Annotated in this window: 14 protein-coding genes and 1 riboswitch; of the genes, 4 read left to right on the forward strand and 10 right to left on the reverse strand. The window is 76.6% G+C overall.

Annotation, left to right across the window (positions count from 1 at the left end):
* Window positions 1–16: 16 nt before the first annotated feature.
* From AB0N04_RS03580 to AB0N04_RS03600, 5 genes are all read right to left on the reverse strand, one after another.
* Entirely contained in the window at window positions 17–1,618 is a 1,602-nt protein-coding gene (locus AB0N04_RS03580; RefSeq protein WP_360214522.1) for an ATP-binding cassette domain-containing protein, read from the reverse strand.
* Window positions 1,615–2,718 (reverse strand): energy-coupling factor transporter transmembrane protein EcfT, encoded by a 1,104-nt coding sequence (locus AB0N04_RS03585; protein WP_360214524.1) that lies wholly within the window; start codon window positions 2,716–2,718, stop codon window positions 1,615–1,617. Before AB0N04_RS03585 ends, AB0N04_RS03580 begins: the two co-directional genes overlap by 4 nt.
* Before the next feature lie 63 nt (window positions 2,719–2,781).
* Window positions 2,782–3,408 carry an SCO2322 family protein gene (locus AB0N04_RS03590; protein ID WP_360214632.1) on the reverse strand — a complete coding sequence of 209 codons (627 nt, stop codon included), beginning with the start codon at window positions 3,406–3,408 and terminating at the stop codon, window positions 2,782–2,784.
* A 107-nt stretch (window positions 3,409–3,515) separates the two neighbouring features.
* Entirely contained in the window at window positions 3,516–4,757 is a 1,242-nt protein-coding gene (locus tag AB0N04_RS03595) for a prenyltransferase/squalene oxidase repeat-containing protein (protein ID WP_360214526.1), read from the reverse strand.
* 117 nt (window positions 4,758–4,874) lie between these two features.
* A riboswitch (cobalamin riboswitch) is annotated at window positions 4,875–4,949 on the reverse strand.
* Between the two features lie 135 nt (window positions 4,950–5,084).
* Window positions 5,085–5,714: a TetR family transcriptional regulator gene (locus AB0N04_RS03600; RefSeq protein ID WP_360214528.1), complete on the reverse strand. Its 630-nt coding sequence runs from the start codon at window positions 5,712–5,714 to the stop codon at window positions 5,085–5,087.
* Window positions 5,715–5,935: 221 nt separating this feature from the next.
* Here AB0N04_RS03600 and AB0N04_RS03605 point away from each other — a divergent pair, with 221 nt between their 5' ends.
* From AB0N04_RS03605 to AB0N04_RS03615, 3 genes are all read left to right on the forward strand, one after another.
* Complete coding sequence (locus tag AB0N04_RS03605; protein ID WP_360214530.1) at window positions 5,936–7,246, forward strand: glycosyltransferase family 4 protein; 1,311 nt, start codon at window positions 5,936–5,938, stop codon at window positions 7,244–7,246.
* A 125-nt stretch (window positions 7,247–7,371) separates the two neighbouring features.
* Entirely contained in the window at window positions 7,372–8,106 is a 735-nt protein-coding gene (locus tag AB0N04_RS03610) for a class I SAM-dependent methyltransferase (RefSeq protein ID WP_360214532.1), read from the forward strand.
* A complete protein-coding gene (locus tag AB0N04_RS03615) occupies window positions 8,103–9,164 on the forward strand; it encodes a prenyltransferase (protein ID WP_360214534.1) in 1,062 nt (353 codons plus the stop codon). The genes AB0N04_RS03610 and AB0N04_RS03615 overlap by 4 nt, the downstream gene beginning before the upstream one ends.
* 111 nt (window positions 9,165–9,275) lie before the next feature.
* Here the strand turns inward: AB0N04_RS03615 and AB0N04_RS03620 are convergent, their stop codons facing one another.
* The 4 genes from AB0N04_RS03620 to AB0N04_RS03635 all read right to left on the reverse strand — a co-directional run bounded on the left by AB0N04_RS03620 (window position 9,276) and on the right by AB0N04_RS03635 (window position 13,584).
* Window positions 9,276–10,172 carry a hypothetical protein gene (locus AB0N04_RS03620; RefSeq protein WP_360214536.1) on the reverse strand — a complete coding sequence of 299 codons (897 nt, stop codon included), beginning with the start codon at window positions 10,170–10,172 and terminating at the stop codon, window positions 9,276–9,278.
* Window positions 10,173–10,369: 197 nt separating this feature from the next.
* Window positions 10,370–11,377, reverse strand: a complete 1,008-nt coding sequence (locus AB0N04_RS03625; protein ID WP_360214538.1) for an N-acetylmuramoyl-L-alanine amidase — start codon at window positions 11,375–11,377, stop codon at window positions 10,370–10,372.
* Between the two features lie 7 nt (window positions 11,378–11,384).
* Entirely contained in the window at window positions 11,385–12,665 is a 1,281-nt protein-coding gene (locus AB0N04_RS03630) for a hypothetical protein (protein WP_360214540.1), read from the reverse strand.
* Between the two features lie 265 nt (window positions 12,666–12,930).
* The gene (locus tag AB0N04_RS03635; protein ID WP_360214542.1) at window positions 12,931–13,584 is read right to left on the reverse strand and encodes a class I SAM-dependent methyltransferase; all 654 of its coding nucleotides are present in this window, start codon (window positions 13,582–13,584) and stop codon (window positions 12,931–12,933) included.
* 183 nt (window positions 13,585–13,767) lie between these two features.
* Between AB0N04_RS03635 and AB0N04_RS03640 the strand changes: the two genes are divergently transcribed.
* Window positions 13,768–14,856, forward strand: a complete 1,089-nt coding sequence (locus tag AB0N04_RS03640; protein WP_360214544.1) for a Zn-dependent alcohol dehydrogenase — start codon at window positions 13,768–13,770, stop codon at window positions 14,854–14,856.
* Window positions 14,857–14,927: 71 nt separating this feature from the next.
* On the opposite strand, the gene AB0N04_RS03645 is transcribed toward AB0N04_RS03640, so the two are convergent.
* Window positions 14,928–15,101, reverse strand: a complete 174-nt coding sequence (locus AB0N04_RS03645) for a hypothetical protein (protein ID WP_360214546.1) — start codon at window positions 15,099–15,101, stop codon at window positions 14,928–14,930.
* Between the last annotated feature and the right edge of the window lie 170 nt (window positions 15,102–15,271).

Raw genomic sequence — 15,271 nt, forward strand, 5'->3', positions numbered from 1 at the left:
CCCGGGTCGGGGCGGCTCATGAGCTCAGCGCCTCCGCGACCTGCCGCACGGTGAGCCACGGGCCGGGCGCCAGCACCTTGGCGACCTGCGGGGCGAAGGCGGGGGAGGAGACCACGACCTCCGCGGTCGGCCCGTCCGCGACGACCTCGCCCTCGGCCAGGATCACCGTGCGGTGGGCGAGTTCGGCGGCGAGCTCGACGTCGTGGGTGGCCAGCAGGACGGCGTGGCCGTCGGCGGCGAGGTCGCGCAGGATCTCCACCAGCCGGGCCTTGGCGGCGTAGTCGAGGCCGCGGGTCGGCTCGTCGAGGAGCAGCAGCGGGGGCCGGGCGGTGAGCACCACGGCCAGGGCCAGGGTGAGCCGCTGGCCCTCGGAGAGGTCGCGCGGGTGGGCGGTGTCGGGGATCCCCGGGAGCAGGCGCTCGACCAGGGCGCGGCAGGTGCCGGGGTCGGCACCCGCGTCGCCGTCGGCCGCGGCGCACTCGGCGGCGACGCTCTCGCCGTACAGCAGGTCGCGCGGGTCCTGGGGGACGAGGCCGACCTCGCGGACCAGCTCGGCGGGCCGGGTGCGGTGCGGGGTGCGGCCGCCGACCCGGACGCTGCCGGAGGCGGGCGCGTGCAGGCCGACCAGGCCGCCCAGCAGGGTGGACTTGCCGGCGCCGTTGCGGCCCATCAGGGCGGTGATCTCGGCGGGGCGCAGCGTGAGGTCGACCCCGCGCAGGGCCTGGACGGGGCCGCGTCGCACGGCGAGGCGCTCGACGGTGGCGACCGGGGTGCCGGTCGGGGTGCCGGCGGTGGCCGGGTGGCGGCCGTCGAGGCGTTCGCGCAGCGGGCCGGCCTTGCGGCGGGCGTCGCGGACGGACAGCGGCAGCGGCCGCCAGCCCGCGAGCCGGCCGAGGCCGACCACCGGCGGGTGCACCGGCGAGTGCGCCATCACCTCCGCAGGTCCGCCGAGGACGGGCGGGGAGCCCGGGGTCAGCAGCAGCACCTGGTCGGCGTACTGGACGACCCGTTCCAGCCGGTGTTCGGCCATCAGCACGGTGGTGCCCAGGTCGTGCACCAGCCGTTGCAGGACGGCGAGCACCTCCTCGGCCGCACCCGGGTCGAGCGCCGAGGTGGGTTCGTCGAGGACCAGGACGCGGGGGTGCACGGTGAGCACCGAGCCGATCGCGACGCGCTGCTGCTGGCCGCCGGAGAGCGAGGCGAGGGCGCGGTCGCGCAGGTCGGCGAGGCCGAGCAGGTCGAGGGTCTCCTCGACCCGGCGCCGCATCACGTCGGCGGGCAGGCCCAGCGACTCCATGCCGTAGGCGAGTTCGTCCTCGACGGTGTCGGTGACGAAGTGCGCCAGCGGGTCCTGTCCGACGGTGCCGACCAGGTCGGCGAGGTCGCGGGGCCGGTGTTCGCGGGTGTCCCGGCCGCCGACGGTGACCCGGCCGTGCAGGACGCCGCCGGTGAAGTGCGGGACGAGGCCGCTGACCGCCCCCAGCAGGGTGGACTTGCCGGAGCCCGACGGGCCGACCAGCAGGCACAGTTCGCCCTCGGGCACCGTCAGGTCGACGCCGCTCAGGGCCGGCTCGGCGGTGTCCGCGTACTGGACGGAGACCTGCTCGAAGGTGATCACGAGGCCCTCCGGGGCGGGGTCGGGGTGGCGAACGCCGGTACCAGGCCCAGGAGTACGGCCAGGACGGCGGCCAGCGGCAGCGCGGGGACGGTCGGCGGGACGACGGTGGGGGCGAAGGCGGCGGGATCGACGGAGGAGAGGTGGACGGTGAGCGCGGCGACGGCGGCGCCGGAGCCTGCGGTCAGCCATTCGGGCAGCGCCCAAGGGTCGGGCCGGTAGCGGGTCCTGACGGACCGTCGGCCTCCCAGCAGCAGCCCGGTGAAGGCGGCGGCCAGACCGAGTAGCAGGACCGGCAGCGCCCAGTCGGCGCCCCCGGCGGTGAGCAGCCCGTACGCGGCCAGGCAGACCCCGAGCAGGCCGGCCAGGGTGAGTGCGGCCGTCACCCGCGCGAGGCGGCGCGGGACGTCGGCGGTGCGGCCGAAGCCGCGGGTGTCCATCGCGGCGGCCAGCGCCACCGAGCGCTCCAGCGCGCCCTCCAGGACGGGCAGTCCGACCCTGAGCACGGCGGCGACGCCCTTGTCGCTGCGGCCGCGCAGCCGGCGGGCGGCGCGCAGCCGGCGCACGTCCGCGACCAGGTTGGGCGCGAAGGTCATCGCCACCACGACCGCGACACCCGCCTCGTACAGCGCCCCGGGCAGGGTGCGCAGCAGGCGCGCCGGGCTGGCCAGGGCGTTGGCGGCGCCGACGCAGACCAGCAGGGTGGCCAGCCGCAGGCCGTCGTACAGCGCCGCGAGCAGCCCCTCGACGGTCACCCGGCCGCCGATCCGCACCCCCTGCGCCCAGGCCGGGAGCGGTACCTCGGGCAGGGTGAACAGGACGTGCGTCCCGGGGACGGGCGAGCCGAGGAGGATCGCGAACACCAGGCGGATGCCCAGCACCAGCAGGCCCAGGCGCAGGAACGCGCCGTACGAACGGGACCAGGGCGCGTCGCCGCGCCGGGCCGCCACCACGTACCCGGCGACGGCGGCGAGCAGCAGCAGGATCGCCGGGTTGGTGGTGCGGGTCGCCGCGGCGCCCAGCCCGAGCGCCCACAGCCACCAGGCCCCGGGGTGCAGTTGACGGGGGCCGGTGGGGGGTCGGGTGCTGCGGGCTGGGCGCACGGATCAGTCCAGGTCGGGATCGGGATCGGGATCGGGTCGGGCGGGTAGGGCTTGTTCGGGGGATCAGGAGGAGCGGCGGCGGCGGGTCTGCCAGACGGCGCCGCCGGCCAGGACGGCGACCAGCGCTCCGCCGGCGATCAGGCCGAGGTCCGGTCCGCCGTGGCCCCCGCCGTCGGCGGGGCCGCCCGCCGCGGCCGCGCCGCCGAGCTGCTCGCCGCACCCGGCCCTGGGGTAGCCGGCGATGGCGCAGAGCAGGCCGTTGGTGTCGTACCGCAGCGGCGGGGCGACGGCGGCCAGCACCTCGGCCGAGGTGGCGTTCGGGGCGACGGCGGCACACGCCGTGCGCTGCTCGGGCGGCGCCTCGGTGGAGCCGGCGTCGGCGGCGGTGCCGAAGTCCAGCACCACGGCGACCCGCTTGCGGCCCTCCTGGGCGGGGGTGTCCGCGCAGACGGCGGCGAAGCCCGTGGCCGCACGCGGCCGGGCGGCGTCGCGGCCGCCGTCCGGGCTGACGGCGAAGCGCCAGCCGTCCACCGCTCCGTCCGGGGGGACCGACACCGCCGGCCCCTGCTGCTGGTAGGCCCAGCCGGTGTCGGTGGCGCGCCAGAACGACCAGTACCGGTACCCGGCGGCCTCGGCGGGCGAGGCGGTGGCGACCAGCAGCAGCGCGCCCAGCAGCGGGGCGAGCAGCAGCGGGGCGAGCGGCAGGGCGGTGCGGGGCCGCCGGCCCGGACGGGCCCCGGGGCCCGTCCGCGGGGAGCCCGCCGGGCCGCCCCGGGCGGGGCCGGTGGTGCGGGGGGTCACGGCCTGGCGCCGCGCTTGCGCTGGAGGCTGAGCACCAGGCCGCCGCCGACGCCGATCAGCAGGCCGACGATGATCAGCCAGTACTGGCCGAAGCCGTCGCTCTTCTTCGCCGGCTGGGTGGCGGCGGCCGCCGGGCTCGCGGTGGCCGCGGGGGCCGGGCCGAGGGCGGTGAGCTGGGCGGTCAGCGCGGCGGTGTCGCGCTGGGCGGCCTGGGTGACCAGCAGGAGCGTGGCGGTGGCGCCGGCGTCGGTGCCGCCCTTCGTCCAGGTGGCGCCCTCCTTGCCGAGCCAGTCGACGGCGCCGGTGGCCTGCTGCGGGTGGCCGCTCTGGATCAGGCCGAGGGCGGCCCAGGCGGTGGCGGTGTAGTCGGGGGTGGCCGGGGCGCCGGGGGTGGTGAGCGAGAGGTGGTCGCCGCCGGCGGTGAGCTGGGCGCTCAGGTAAGCGGCGGCGGCCTCGCCCGAGTCGGCGTGGGCGACGGGCGCGGCGGGGGCGCCGTCGGGGCAGCCGAGGGCCTTGGGCGCGGCGTCGGCGCGGGCGGTGGTGGCGACCGGGAGGTGGCCGCCGGCGGCGGCGAGCGAGGCCTGGCCGCTGGCGAGGGCGTTGGGCGCGAGGGCGCCGGTGGCCGGGTCGGGCTGGTAGGCGAAGGCGCCGCGCTGGTCGGCGGGCGCGGCGCAGCCGAGCTGGTAGAGGGCGAGCCCGTCGAAGGCGTTCCGGCCGGCCTTGGCGACGGCCGCCGGGTCGGCCTTGGCGGCGAACAGGGCGTTGACGGCGAGGCCGGTGGAGTTGGCGTCGCCGGGGCTGCCCGGGTTGTAGGCCCAGCTGCCGTCCGCGTTCTGGTTGGCCTTGAGCCACTGGACGCCCTTGTCGACGGCGTCCTGGTGCCCGCCGAGCGCGACCAGGGCCTGGACGGCGACGGCGGTGGCGTTGCTGTCCTCGGTCTTGGCGTCGCAGGCCGCGCCGGCGGCCCGGTAGGAGGGCCAGCCGCCGTCCTCGCACTGCTGCCCGGTGAGCCAGCCGACCGCGGACGCCGCCGGGGTGACCTTGGCCGCCGCGAGGGCGGTGAGCGCGAGCGACTGCCGCCAGACGCCGTCGTACGTCGGGTCGCCCTTGCCGTACAGGCCGTCGGGGACGACCGCGGTGGTCGGCGCGGGGCTGTCGGCGAGGGCCGGTGCGGCGGCGGCGCCGGTGAGCAGCGCGGCGGACAGGGCGGCGGCGCCCAGGCGGGCGGCGGTGAGCATGGTGGAGTGGTGCCTTTCGGTGAGCGGTGGTGGCCCCGGGGGCCGTTCCGTAGTCCTCGACGGTGCCGGGCGGTGCGCGGTGGCGGGCCCGGACTGGCCGCTCGCCCCTCCGCGGGCGGTCCGACTCGCCGGGGCCGCGGCGGCTCCGGACTCACGGTTGCGGGGTCAGCGCCGGATTCGCACCGGCTTCCCCCGCGGGAGGGGCGGGATGGAGTTGTGCTGCCCGTCGACTCTAAGCCCTGGGGTCCGCCGCCGGGCTCAGGGCCCGTCCGGGGCAGCCCGCCGGGGTGCCGCCCGGGGAGGAACAGGTTCCAGTCGGGGCCCGGTTCAGGGCAGGGTGAGCAGCCGGGCCGCGGTCTGCAGGTCGGCGCGGACCTCGGCGATCGAGGCGCGGCCGGAGAGCCAGGCGACCAGGGCCGAGTGCCAGGTGTGCTCGATCACCCGGACGGCCGCGCGCTGGCTGTCGCTGGGTGGCCCGGACTGGCCGATGGCGTCCAGGATGAGCTGTCCGGTGGCGGAGCTGACCTGGTCCACCTCGGCCCCGACGGAGCGGTCCGCGAAGGACAGCGCCCGGACCATCGCCTCGGCGAGCAGGGGCTCGCGCTGCAGGGCGTGGAAGGCCCGGGTGAGCGTGTCGGCGACCCGGGGGGCCGGTTCGAGGTCGGTCGGCGGGTGCCGCCGGATGTGTTCCTGGAGGCCCTGCAGCTGCTCCAGCATGACGGCGACCAGCAGGTGGACCTTGGACGGGAAGTACCGGTAGAGCGTGCCGAGGGCGACCTGGGCGCTCTCCGCGACCTCCCGCATCTGTACGGCCTCGTACCCGCCCCGGGCGGCCAGGGCGGTGGCGGCCCGCAGGATCCGCCGGCGGCGCTCGGCCTGGCGCGCGGTCAGCGACGGCTCACCGGGCGGTGCGGGCGGCGGTGCGGCGGGGCTCGTGGAGGTGGTCGGAGGCGGCAAGGAGTGCTCCCGGGGCGCGTGGGTGGCGGTGTGCTCCACAAGGTCGGCATGGTCCGGCGTGGCGGGAATCACCAGCCCTGGCTCCTGAGGGAAAGCTACGGGCCGGTATCTTCGAGGTCTCTCATTGTTCACATGGTCGATGACGAGTTCCACACCCACTGAAACCTGATCTACTTTAGCGACCAGCAGCACAGATAGCAGCTAGAGATGAGGGCCCGAGGATGACCGCGCAGCCGCTGCGGATTGCCCTGCTGTCGTACCGCGGGGACCCCTTCTGTGGCGGTCAGGGCGTGTACGTCCGGCACCTGTCGCGCGAGCTGGCCAGGCTCGGCCACCACGTGGACGTGATCGGGGCCCAGCCCTTCCCGGTGCTGGACGAGGTCGAGGGCCCCGGTTCGGTGCGCCTGGTCGAACTCCCCAGCCTGGACCTCTACCGCGCCGACGACCCGTTCCGCACGCCGGCCCGCGGGGAGTTCCGCGGCCCGGTGGACGTCCTGGAGTTCGCCACCATGCGCACCGGCGGCTTCCCCGAGCCGCTGACCTTCTCGCTGCGCGCCCGGCAGTACCTGGCCCGGCACAAGGGCCGCTACGACGTGGTGCACGACAACCAGACCCTCGGCTACGGCCTGCTCGGCCTGGCCCGGCACGGCTTCCCGCTGGTCACCACGATCCACCACCCGATCACCGTGGACCGGCAGTTGGAGCTGGACGCGGCCGACACCCGGCTGCGCAGGCTGTCGCTGCGCCGCTGGTACGCCTTCACCCGGATGCAGCGCCGGGTCGCCGCCCGCCTGGACCACGTGATCACCGTCTCCGGCAGCTCGCAGCGCGAGATCGCCGAGCACCTGGGCGTTGCGCCCGGTGCGATCTCGGTGGTGCCGATCGGCGCCGACACCCGGCTGTGGTCGCCCTCGGACGCGGTCGAGCGGGTGCCGGGCCGGATCGTCACCACCTCCAGCGCCGACGTCCCGCTGAAGGGGCTGGTGTTCCTGGTCGAGGCGCTCGCCAAGGTGCGCACCGAGCGCCCCGCGCACCTGGTGGTGGTCGGCAAGCCGCAGAAGGACGACGGCCCGGTGGCCGAGGCGGTGCGCCGCTTCGGACTGGCCGAGCACATCGAGTTCCGCAGCGGCCTCACCGACCGGGAGCTGGTGGACCTCTACCGCTCGGCCGAGGTGGCCTGCGTGCCGTCGCTGTACGAGGGCTTCTCGCTGCCCGCCGCCGAGGCGATGGCCACCGGGACCCCGCTGGTGGCCACCACCGGCGGCGCGATCCCCGAGGTGGCCGGCCCGGACGGGCGCACCTGCCTGGCCGTGCCGCCGGGCGAGGCGGACGGGCTGGCGGCGGCGCTCGGACGGCTGCTGGACGACCCGGAGCTGCGCGGGCGGCTCGGCGGCGCCGGCCGCGAGCGGGTGCTGGCCCGGTTCACCTGGGAGCGGGCCGCCGAGCTGACCGCCGAGGCCTACCGCGCGGCCATCGCCACCGGGGCCGGGGCCCGGGCCCGTTCGGGGCCGGGCTGGCGCTACGTGCCCTGAGCCACCCGCCCCGGCCGGCCCGGGCGCGCTCCGGCGGCCCCGACCCACCCGGCCGCCGGCCCGGCGCGAATCGTTCTGACGCGGCGTCAAGTCCGCTTGGTAGCAAAAGGAATGGGAGCCCTGCAGTGCTGACCGTCGATTTCTCGCGCTTCCCGCTCGCCCCCGGCGACCGGGTGCTCGACCTGGGCTGCGGCGGGGGCCGGCACGCGTTCGAGTGCTACCGCCGCGGCGCCAACGTGATCGCCCTCGACCAGAACACCGAGGAGATCGCCGAGGTCAAGAAGTGGTTCGCCGCGATGGAGCAGGCCGGCGAGGCGCCCGAGGGTGCGTCGGCGGTCGCGATGGAGGGCAACGCGCTGGCGCTGCCGTTCGAGGACGAGTACTTCGACAAGATCATCATCTCCGAGGTGATGGAGCACATACCCGATGACAAGGGCGTGCTCAACGAGATGTTCCGGGTCCTCAAGCCCGGCGGCCTGCTCGCCGTCACCGTGCCGCGCTGGCTGCCCGAGAAGATCTGCTGGGCGCTGTCCGACGAGTACCACGAGGTCGAGGGCGGCCACATCCGGATCTACCGCGGCGACGAACTGCTCGGCAAGCTCAAGGACGCCGGCCTGGAGCCGTACGGCACCCACCACGCGCACGCGCTGCACTCGCCGTACTGGTGGATCAAGTGCGCCGTCGGCGTGGACAACGACAAGGCGCTGCCGGTCAAGGCCTACCACCAGCTGCTGGTCTGGGACATCGTCGGCACCCCGGTGATCAGCACCCTCACCAAGGCCGCCGAGCGGGCCCTCAACCCGGTCATCGGCAAGAGCTTCGTCGCGTACGCCTCGAAGCCGCGGAGGGCGGGCGCATGACCGCGGCCGTCCCCGAGGTGCTGCTGCTCGAGGGGGTGCTCGACGCCGAGCAGGCGGCCGGCACCGTCCGCAGCATCCTCGCCGAACAGCGCCCCGACGGTGCCATACCCTGGTTCGCCGGCCACCACCTGGACCCCTGGGACCACACCGAGGCCGCCATGGCCCTCGACACCGCCGGCGAGCACGCCGCCGCCGAGGCCGCCTACCGCTGGCTCGCCGCCAGCCAGAACCCGGACGGCTCCTGGTACGCCGCCTACACCGACGGCGTGGTCACCGACCACGCCAAGGAGACCAACTTCTGCGCCTACGTGGCCGTCGGCGTCTGGCACCACCACCTCAGCACCGGCGACGACGCCTTCCTGGAGTGGATCTGGCCGGTCGTCCGGCGCGCCCTGGACTTCATCGTCGGCCTGCGGCTGCCCGGCGGCCCGATCGCCTGGCGCCTCGACGAGGACGGCACCGCCACCGACGAGGCGCTGCTCACCGGTTCGTCCAGCATCCTGCACGCGCTGCGCTGCGGCCTGGCCATCGCCGAGTACCTGGAGGAGCCGCAGCCGGACTGGGAGCTCGCGGCCGGCCGGCTGGGGCACGCCGTGGCGCACCACCCCGAGCGCTTCCTCGACAAGGACCGCTACTCGATGGACTGGTACTACCCGGTCCTCGGCACGGGCCTGCGCGGCGACGCGGCGGTCGAGCGCATCGACCGGGAGTGGGACCGCTTCGTCGTCCCCGGCCTCGGCGTGCGCTGCGTCAGCGACCGCCCCTGGGTGACCGGCGGGGAGAGCGCCGAACTGGCCCTGGCGCTCTGGGCGATCGGCCAGTCCGACCGCGCGGTGGACATCCTGCGCTGGATCCAGGAGCACCTGCGGCACGAGGACGGCTCGTACTGGACGGGGTACGTCTTCGAGGACGACGCCATCTGGCCGGAGGAGCGCACCACCTGGACGGCCGGCGCACTGCTGCTCGCGGTCGCCGCGCTCGGCGGTGACCCGGCGACCGTCGCGGTCTTCGGCGGCGAGCAGCTGCCCGCCGGGCTGGTGGTCCGGGACTGCTGCTGACCCGCCCGCGCCGGGCCGGCCCGAAGGGGCGGGACGGCGAAGGGACGTGACAGCGCGAAGGGGCGGGACCGGAGAGATCCGGTCCCGCCCCTTCGCCGTACCGCCGGGGCGTCAGCCGCGCTGGATGCCCGCGGTGTCGGCCAGCAGGCCGAGGCTGCCGTCGGCCAGCTGGGCGACCAGCGCGGAGCCGCGCTGCTCGACCGCCAGGTACCAGGTGCCGGGCACCAGCTCACCGATCGGGGCACCGACCGGGTTGTCCTTCGGGGCCAGCGGGCGCGGGGCCGGCACGGCGAACCAGAACGGCGCGAAGTCGGCCGCCGGGGCGGCCGGGGCCGGCTGCGCCTGCGCGGCCGGGACGGGCTGCGGGGCCGGGGCGGCCGCGTCCTGCGGCTGGCCGGCGGCCGCACCGGCCGGGTAGCCGTAGCCGCCGGGCTGGGCGCCGTACGCCGGGGCCTGGTTCGGGTCCTGGCCCGGGCCCGGGTAGCCGTACTGGCCGGGCTGACCGGGCTGGCCCGGGGCCGGGTAGCCCTGGTACGGCACGGCGGCCGGGCGGTCGGTGACCAGCGGGGCCTTCAGCGCCGGCACCAGCGGCGCGGCCGCGGCCGCACCCGCCAGCACGATCAGCGAGATCAGGCCGAGCCAGGCGCCGAAGCCGTGACCGAAGCCGGAACCCGACGGACCGCCACCCAGCGACCACAGCGCCGTCCACAGCGCGGTGACGGCGAACGCGATGCCCCACTGGTCCAGCCGGAGGCCGAGCACCTGGCGGCCGGCCGCGGCCGGGCCCTGGAACCGCTGCAGCAGGATCAGCACCGCGGCGGCGATGCCGAGCAGGTAGATCGAGGGCAGGATGGGGAACAGCTGGGTGCTCCACGCGTTCTGCGACGTGTCGCCGCAGTACCGGCCGCTGCAGTCCACGGTCCAGTAGGGCAGGAAGGAGGCGATGAAGAGCAGGACGGCCGCGCCTGCGACGGCGGCGTCTCCCCTGGTGAGAGCGCGCAGATTCACTAACGTTCCCCTCGTTGACGTGTCGTGGTCGGCGGTTCGTGCGGTCGGGCTGACCGGCCGAAACTCCCGAACGGACCAGAAGCCTAGGCCCAACCGCGCCGCCGGCGCACGGCGGGACCGGTAATGGGGCGAAGTCGTTGCAAACGGCGCGGGCCGGGCGCGCTGCCGCCCACCGGGCCGGCCCGCCCCAACTCCCTTTACCGCGTGGTCAGATACGCCGTCAGCGCGTCTGCGATCCCCTGTGCCGCCTGCTGCCGCCACTGAGGATCCGTCATCCGCTTCGCGTCCGCCGGGTTGCGCATGTTACCGCACTCGATGAACACCTTGGGGACCGTGGACAGGTTGAGGCCCCCCAGGTCGGAGCGGGTGTCCAGGCCCTGGTTCGCGACGTAGTCCGCGTACTGCTCGCCGGTCGCCGCGCGGAAGTGCTCGCGCAGCAGAAGGCCGAGCCGGTGCGAGGGTTCGACGATCGCGGAGGTGTCCGCCTTCCCCGCCACCACGCGCGCCGGCATGATCACGTGGAAGCCGCTGCCGCTCGCCGGGCCGCCGTCGCCGTGCACCGAGAGCGCGACGTCGGCGTGCGCGGCGGCGCTCGCCCGGGCGCGTTCGTCGATGCACGGGCCCCACGGGCGGTCACCGTCCTGCACCAGCACCACGGTGGCGCCGCGGGCGGCGAGGATGGCCCGCGCCCGGCGGGACACGTCCAGGGTGTACTCGGCCTCGGTGTAGCCGGCGTTGGTCTCGGTGCCGGTGGTGTCGCACTCCTTGTGGGCGTTGCCGATGTCGACCTGACGGTTGATCTCGGTGGTGTGCGCCGAGTTGCCCGGGTTGTGGCCGGGGTCGAGCACGACGGTGCGGCCGCTGAGCGCGGTCGCGTCGGGCGAGCCGGAGGCGCCGGGGGAGGCGGTGGCGGCCGCGGTGTCCGACGGAGCCGGGGAGGCCGCGGTGGGCCGGTCCGCGGCCGGGGTGCCCGAGGCGTCCGGCGCGCCGGACGCACCCGGCGTCCCCGGTCCTCCGGACGGGTCGGTGCCGGACGGGGTGGTGGGCGCCGCGGCGGAGGTGCCCGCGGCGCTCACCGGGGTGGGGCCTTCGAGGGCCTGCCAGCCCAACCAGCCCGCCATGCAGAGCGGTACGGCCGCGCCCACCACCGTGGTGACGCGCAGCAGGGCGGAATGGCGGGGCGGTCGGGAGGCGGAGCCGGTCACGGGTGGTTCAGATCCTGTCCTGGGTGCGCGGGGTGAGGCCGTAGCTGTCGGCGATCGGCTTCCACTTGGCGGCGAAGTCCTTCTTCGCCTGGGTGGCCTGCGGGTTGAGCTCGTCGGCGTGCTTCTTGTCGGCGGTGTTCGGGGCCGAACCCGAGCAGCCCTGGCCGGCCACCGCCCGGGCCCAGCTCGCGTACGCCCGGTCGATGTCGGCCGACAGCTGCCAGGCCTGCTTCAGCGAGGCCACCGCGTCGGCGCCGCCCGGCACGTCGCCGACGCCCACCCCGGCGAGCTTGCGCAGCAGGTCGTCGCGCTGCTTCGCACCGTTGTCGAACACCTGCGCCGCGCTCTCGATGTCGGCCTTCGCCGGGCAGCTGGTCACCTTGGCGACCGCGCTGCCGATCGGGGCCTTCGCGCTCTCGCCCTGAGTGAGCAGGTCGTCCAGCGCCTGGGCCTGGCCCTTGGCGTTCGGGCCGGCTCCGGAGGCGGTGGGGCTCGGCGTGGCGCCGGCCGAGGCCGGGTCGGTCGCGGCGCCGCTCGGCGCGGCGTCGGTGCCCGTCGGGGCCGGGGCCGGCGGCGGGTTGCCGGCCGAGGTCGGGGCGGTGGCCGACGGGGCGGGCGCGGCCTGCCCGTTCTTGTCGTCGCCGTTCCTGGCGGCCATCAGCAGGCCGCCGCCGACCGCCAGCACCAGGAGCAGGGCGAAGCCGATCAGCAGGGGGGCCTTCCGGTTGCCCGGGCGGTCCTCGTCGTCCGGGTCCGCGTAGTCGTTCGGGTAGTCGGCGGGGTGGCCGGCCGGGTACCCCGGCTGCCCGGGACCGCCCGGGTACGGGCCCGGGCCGTGCCCGTACGGGGCCTGCGGGGGGCCGGCGGGCGGCTGCGGCGGGTACACGTAGCCGGGCCCGGGGGCCTGGCCGGAGACGTAGCCGGGGCCGGCCTCCCGGCCCGAGACGTGACCCGGGCCCGGGGCGGTGCGCTGGGACGTCGCGTGGGATGGGAACGGAGCGGCGGGCGGCTGCGGGGCCGCGGCGGGGAAGGCGGGCGCGGTCGGCGCCTCGTGGCCGGGTGCGGCGGCCAGGTAGGGGCGGGCGGCCAGCGGGGGGCCCTGGTCGCCCACGGCGCCCGCGGTGGGCGGCGGGGCCACGGGGCCGGGAGGGACGGGGCCGGTCACGAGCGGCGGCGGGCCGGCGGCCTCCTCGCCCGGGGCCTGCTGCGGGCCGCGCACCCAGCCGCCCGCACCACCGCGCGCGGTGGGGTCCCAGACCGCCGGAGCGGTGTTGTGCTGGTCCGTCATGTGCCGCTAGCCCCCACCGTCCGCCGATTGCTCTGCCTGGTGCTGCGCGGACACCGTACCGTTCGAACCCCCGCCCGACAGCCCCGGCACGACGTTAGAGCATCGGGGTGTGGCTGTGGGGCGGCTCGGCGGATCGGTCGGAGGCGCGGCGGTCGTCCGTGCGCGTCGGGGCCGGGCGGGAGGGTTCGCGGGGCCCGTCGGGGCTCCCCGGGCGGGGTGCGACGGGCGGGGTGCGGCGGGCGCCGGGGCGGACGGCGGGGGAGGCTCAGCCCGCCGTGCGGCGCAGGACCCGCAGCGAGCCCGTCACCGAGACCTCCTCGAAGCCCTCGGCGAGCGCCCGCAGGTACACCCGGTACGGGGCCTGGCCGCCGTCCGCCGGGTCCGGGAACACGTCGTGCACCACCAGCAGCCCCTCCGGCGCCAGGTGCGGGACCCAGCCCTCGTAGTCGCCGGTCGCGTGCTCGTCGGTGTGACCGCCGTCGATGAACACCAGGGCCAGCGGCCGCCCCCACAGGGCGGCGATCCGGGGCGAGCGGCCCACCAGGGCCACCACGTGCTCCTCCAGCCCGGCCGCGTGCAGGGTGCGGCGGAACCGCGGCAGGGTGTCCATCAGCCCCACCTCCCGGTCCACCAGCGTCGGGTCGTGGTACTCCCAGCCGGGCTGCTGCTCCTCCGAGCCGCGGTGGTGGTCCACCGTGAGCGCGACCGTCCCGGTCTCCCGGGCCGCGGCGGCCAGCAGGACCGCGGAGCGCCCGCAGTAGGTGCCGATCTCCAGCACCGGCAGCCCGGTGCCGCGCGCCGCGGTCACCGCCGCCGCGTACAGCGCCAGCCCCTCGTCCACCGGCATGAACCCGGTCGCCGCCTCGAACGCCGCCAGCACCTCGGGCGCCGGGCGGGCGCTCTCCAGCAGGTCGGACATGCCGTGCTCCTCGGGTTCGGGACGTCCGGGACGGGGGCGGACGTGCTCGCCCCGGACCCTACTCGACGGTAGACGGGGGGACCACAGGGGCCCTGGAACGTGTTCTAGTCCCGCCGGGCCGCCCGTGCCAGAATCGGCCCGACCGCCGATCCGAGGCACACCAGGCACACCGGGAGCAGCCCCATGCGCGCAGCCGTCCTGCACAAGACCGGCCAGGACACCCTCGACGTCCGGGAGGACGTGACGGCCGTCGGGTTCGGCCCGGGCACCGTACGGGTCCGGATGCGCGCGGCCAGCCTCTGCCACTCCGACCTCTCCGCCATGAGCGGCGTCCTGCCGCAGCCCGCGCCGTTCGTCCCCGGGCACGAGGGCGCCGGGGACGTCGTCGAGGTCGGCGACGGCGTCCGGGGCATCGCCCCCGGCGACCGCGTGGTGCTCTGCTGGATGGCCCCCTGCGGCCGCTGCGCGCACTGCGAGCACGGCCGGGGCCACCTGTGCGTCGCCAGCCTGCGGCGGCTCGGCGCGCCCGGCTTCCGCTTCGAGGAGGGCGGCGCCGCCGTCGAGGCCTCCGGGTTCTACGGCACCGGGGCCTTCGCCGAGGAGGTCGTGGTCTCCGCCGACGCCGTCATCAAGGTGCCCGCCGACCTGCCCCACGAGGCCGCCGCGCTGATCGGCTGCGGCGTCACCACCGGCGTCGGCGCCGCCGTCAACACCGCCCGGGTCGAACCCGGCTCCTCCGTCGCGGTGATCGGCGCCGGCGGGGTCGGGATCGCCACTGTCCAGGGCGCCCGGGTCTGCGGGGCCGCCCGGATCACCGTCGTCGACCCGGTCGCGTCCCGCCGCGAGCGGGCGCTCTCCTTCGGCGCCACCGAGGCCCTCGCCCCCGAGGAGCTCAGGGCCGCGGCCAAGGGCCTGCCGGGCGGCGGCTTCGACTACGTCTTCGAGGCCGTCGGCCGGGCCGCCACCGTCCGGGCCGGGTACGACGCCGCCCGGCGCGGCGGCGCGGTCGTGGTGATCGGCGCCGGCGCGCAGGACGACCGCGCGCAGTTCACCATGGGCGAGCTGTTCTTCAACGAGAAGCGCCTGCTGCCCTCGCTCTACGGCGGCGCGCCCGTCGCCCGCACCATCGGGCTGGTCGTCGACCTCTGGCGGGCCGGGCGGATCGACCTCGACGCCATGATCACCCACCGGGTCCCGCTGACGGACGTCAACGAGGCCGTCGCGCAGATGCGCAGCGGCGAGGCCCTGCGCACGGTCGTGACGCTGGGCTGAGGCGGCCGGCACCGGACGCGGAAGGGCCCGCCGGGGGTGCGTCCCCGGCGGGCCCTTCCGTGCGTGCGTGCTCAGCCCAGGCGCGCCGCGGCGCGGTGCCGGCCGTGCGGGTCGGCCGCGGGGCTGTCGTCGGCGGCGGACCGTCCGCGGTGCCGACCGTGCGACGCGGTGTCCTCGGCCGTGTTCTCGTCGGCGTCGGTCCCGTTGGCCGCGGGTCCGGTGGTGTCGGTGAGGGTGTCGGACATCAGAATCGTCTTCTCCGTGCGAGGGTGCAGGTCATCGGCGCCCGGCCGGCGCGTGGCGCGCGGCCCGGTCCCCGATCGGGCGCTCGGTACGCGCCACAGCCGGTGATCGCGGCCCGTGCCCCGGCCACCATAACGGCCGGAGCGGACGAGACCCTATCGAGATCACGATG

This window comes from Kitasatospora sp. NPDC051702 (assembly GCF_040681575.1).
Taxonomy (GTDB): domain Bacteria; phylum Actinomycetota; class Actinomycetes; order Streptomycetales; family Streptomycetaceae; genus Kitasatospora.